Source organism: Nostoc sp. UIC 10890, assembly GCF_054786515.1.
Genome location: NZ_JBSGKF010000063.1, coordinates 1 through 4266, shown reverse-complemented (window position 1 = coordinate 4266; position 4266 = coordinate 1). Strand labels below are relative to the sequence as shown.

Sequence of the window (4266 nt, the reverse complement as noted above, 5' to 3'; positions counted from 1 at the left end):
CGCTAGCCACTTTTCATCATCGGTTAATTCAGCCAAATTTTTATTACTACCGCTATTAAGACTATCTAATAGCAAGAGTAATAATTTTTTAAAGTGCTGCCAGCCCCCCCAGCGTTGGGTAAATCGGCTCACCCATCCTTGGGTAGTGTCTATGATTTTGGCGATCGCCTTTTGTCCAATTTTTTGGTGTGACTGCCAAAGCTGGGTAAAGGCTCTGACAATGGCGTGTCCGGTTTGCTGATCTCGGCTACCCGCTTCGGTGCATAAAGTACAGGCATCGACAACCTCTAACTTGACTCCGGGCAGTTCATCTAAGAGAAAACTAAGGTCATAGTCAGCGCAGAAGTAGAATGTTAGCTCCACATTGGGGCGACGATGAGCGCGTAATCGCCCAATCTCTTGGATGATTTCTGCTCTTAGCAGGTCTGTGAGATACTTTTGGAAAGCGCTATTTTTATCTTCCAGGTTGACTGGTTCACCAGTCATCACCTGATACTGTGCTGCTAAAACACCGATGTTTTGGTAGGGAATGCCAAAACTTGCGATCGCTGCAACGTCACTAAACCGATTAACACCACGCCCATCAACAAAGTGACCGTATTCTGTGCGGCCTTCGGCTTGGGTTGCAATCTGTTTCCAATCGATAATGCCAAGGGTGGGGCAGAGTTTTTTTAAGGTTTCTTTGAGGGCATTAACACGGGCAGTAAGTGGAGAAGAACGATTTTTGGGCAGTTTACCCAGCCCAGTGACGTTGACCACTTTTAAATTGTCGTAGTCTGGGCGTTGTTGCTCAATAATTAATACAGGGTCACTGATGCCCAGTTTCAATTTCAACTGTTGGGATTTGAATGTGGCATCAAGATAAATATTAAATTTTGCAGAGTGGGCCAATTCAGTATGTTTGGGATTTCGGCGGTAAATGCTGAGTACACCCCACCCTGACTGAAAACTACCATCACCTTTCCAAGCTTCCAGAAAGTCAGGCAACCAGTAATTAGGCAAGTCAAGAAACTCTCTCCCGGCGGTTCGTGCGCTGTCTTTAACTACCTTTTTGGCAGCATAACGAGCCGCAGCACTTTTTTTGAGTTGTTTATCTTGGGTAATATCAATTGAGTCCAAGTCTTCTAAGAAAGTTAAATCAGGTTCTACAGTTTGCTGAATCGCTTCGATATCTAAACCTGTGGGGAAAGGGGGCAGCAGCGCACGGATACTGGCATCATCAAAGCCGTAGCGTCCAGCAGATTTAAGTTGTTGAGTTAACAGTTGGTGTAAAACCAAGAGTGCAGGTTGCAGCTGTGACATTATATTTGGTTCCAACAGTAGCAGCTTGCCTATGGTGGTTTCAAAATCGCTGAGGTTTACATCAACACTACGCACGGGCTTAATGAGTGTTCCTGCTTCTTCCCATAACCGCCCAACGGTGAAATTTTGGTCAGCAGCGTTAGTTAAGGTAACTGGTGTAGAGTCAGGATGCGCTCTGAGTTCGGAATAATTTTGAATTGCACTGCGCTTTTGAAACCGGAAGCCAAAACCGTCACCACTGGCAAAACGGCACTGATTCTTAAGGGAACAACCGCCACAGATGGGGCTGATGCCGCTCTCTTCAAAATCAAGGCTGCTAAAATTCTTGTTACGAAATGCGTTAAATAAATAAGTTCTGTGACAATTGCCATCAGTGTCGGCAGTTTCACCCGCTTTAGTCCACAGTTTAAAGTCCTCGCCTGTAGGAGTTTTGCGGGTAGGATCTAGTTTAAAACCGTTGTGACGCACTGGCAGGTCAACAAAGTTTTCTTCAATCGGTAGAGTAGATGGGTTTCTGTGGTTGGCATCCTGGTAAATTAGTTTATCAACGCCGAATAAGGTCGCTGTCAGTTGCCCCGCGTTGTAAGACTTACCTAGTCCAGGGTGGGAATTATCTAAGATTTGTGTCCAGCCTTTAGAAACAGCTTCCACCCAAGCGGTAATATGTTCATCCGGCTGGCAGGAGATAGAGATATTGCCTGTAACTTCAGTTATGTACGGGATATTGCCGGGCTTGTAAATAATTACATTGGACGAAGGCGTGTCAATTTCGGGTAAGAGCTTGCGTGTTGGTGGGGCTTTAAATCCTTTAAATATCGAACTAAATGGAGCAATCGCTTGCCTTAATAAATTTTGGAAGCTGCTCAAGTCCTCTCTGACTCGCCCCAGTTCCCACTCTTCACGGCTAATTACTCCTTCGTCGCGTTCGTTATATTCATACTGCCGTTGCGGGAAGCGAAAGCCATACTGTTTAGCAATGTGAAAGAGTGTACCGATCGTAATTCCCCCACGCCGAAAACTGCGAATCTTGGCGTGGATGTTCCAAGTTGAGCCTTTGATACTGGGCGACCACTGCTCGGCTATAATTTCCGCTTCAGATGCCCCATAATGGTTAACTAGTGCCATCAACACCTGACGGCATTCGTCATAATTGCCGCTTCCTGGGGTGCGCGGTGGGATGAATGAAAGCGCGTTTTGGATTAGCTGGTCAATGTCCCAGCCTTCAGTGAGGGAAATCTCACGCCACTCTTTACGCCGTGACTCAATTTCTTGAATTCGTCGCTGATACTCAATACGTTCCTGTTGCGCGATCGCGATCGCCTCACTTATCCATTCTGCGGGTATTGTGGCTTCAGGGTTTACCAGGGGGAATTCTGCTTCTGTGCTGCCGTAGAAAACACGACTTGCATCTTTACAAGCTGGATCATGCGGTAACTGCTGCATTAGGAAGCGTGTACAAGCTTCTACAGTATCAGCGCCTTGGACATATTCGGGGAGAAGGAAAACCAACCGGAATTTATGCCAGTCTTGTTTGTGACTGGCAGTAGTGTAAATTAAAGCACAGTGTTTTTTAATGAAGGGATGGGCTAAGGCTTCTTCTATGGTTAATTGGTGCTTGTAAACTTTGATAGAATTTCCGTTTTCGTCCTTGATTGGCTTGTCATAAGCATCACGGGCAACATCGGAATTATCAATGTCGAGTAATAGCCACTGAGAACCGATAATATTAGCCTTACTGCGCCATTTACCATCCAACAAGCCAGCACAGATGGCGTGACCTGCTTTAATGTGGTGCTGGACATCGGCTAGAGTGCCTTCTACATCAACGAAGTTGCCGGCCAGCTTCTTAAAGTCCCAGTCTTTGTTTCTGCCAGTGGCGTTAAACGCAAACTTGATTATCCGACTCTCAATCAACTCAAGTTTTGTCTTTACAGCAGAAAAAGTTTCTGATTGGCCTGCTGATTGCGCCGATACTGAGTGATTAAATTGTTGTAATGGTGACATGAGAGCTATTCCTCCTGAAGTGTGTTGGAGGAATTGGAGCTATCCCGAAAGTAATCTTTTAGTACAAACGTTCAGAAATCGAATTTGATAAAATTCCTGAGTTGCCGTTTTTTGTGTAGCCAGTGTTACAATTGCTTAACACTCAAAAAGGTTTGATAAGATTACTATTAGGGATATTAATTAGGCGGCGAAACCTATACCCCAATTCCAATTGAAAGCCCGTTTGTCTCATCGAGACTTAGGGTTTTCAGCTTTTAGCCTATTCGTACTTGGCTAACCAAGCCTTGATGAACTCGGTTACTTCCTCCTCTTGAATTACAAACGTAGTACCTTTTCTCCTGAGAGCCAGAATTTTCATACTGCCCATCTCAGAATAAAGATGTGGGTTGTGGTCAGATGCTGCCTGAGTTGGACTCCATAAGACCAAAACTTTTGCTGTCGGTGTTTTTGTTACCTCTTTCGAGGACATTCCAAACAAATCTCTATTTTTAGTCAGCCATCTCTCGTAATCCGATAGCTCAACTAATGGGCAGGGTTTCCAGGTGGTTAAACCATTTTTATCTTTCTTTTTCACCTGTAGAATTTCCCTTTTTTCGTTGTAGACCACCTGACTATCTCCCCGTGAACGGATGGAGATAAACAGATGTGTCTTTCTCGGAAACCTAATAAACAAGTCGATGGGGTTCTTGTCTTCGGGCTTTAGCACTGGAAAGACTTGTATACCCTGGCTTTTAAACTCATTCAAAAGTAGGGCTGTTAATTTTTCCAGCCGCGCAAGTTTTTGAATTCGTATCAACGGCTTGTAAGCCAATCCAAAAAGAACCCATCCAAATGGATGAATTATGCCTCCTGTAGCCAGCGCAGCAGCACCAGCCGCTAGAGCTTGAGTGGACGCATAGTCTTTCGCCTCCCTAAGCATCTCTAATGCCGGTTCGTTGTGCGGCGGGAGTTGAAAATCGG

The 4266-nt window shown here is 45.1% G+C and carries 2 protein-coding genes; both read right to left on the bottom strand.

Annotation, left to right across the window (positions count from 1 at the left end):
• The coding region (locus ACWATR_RS38755) for a PriCT-2 domain-containing protein (protein WP_460345335.1) at positions 1–3306 on the bottom strand (3306 nt) is incomplete at its 3' end.
• A 259-nt stretch (positions 3307–3565) separates the two neighbouring features.
• Positions 3566–4266, bottom strand: a 701-nt coding sequence (locus ACWATR_RS38750; RefSeq protein WP_460345332.1) for a hypothetical protein, incomplete at its 5' end; no start/stop codon positions are given.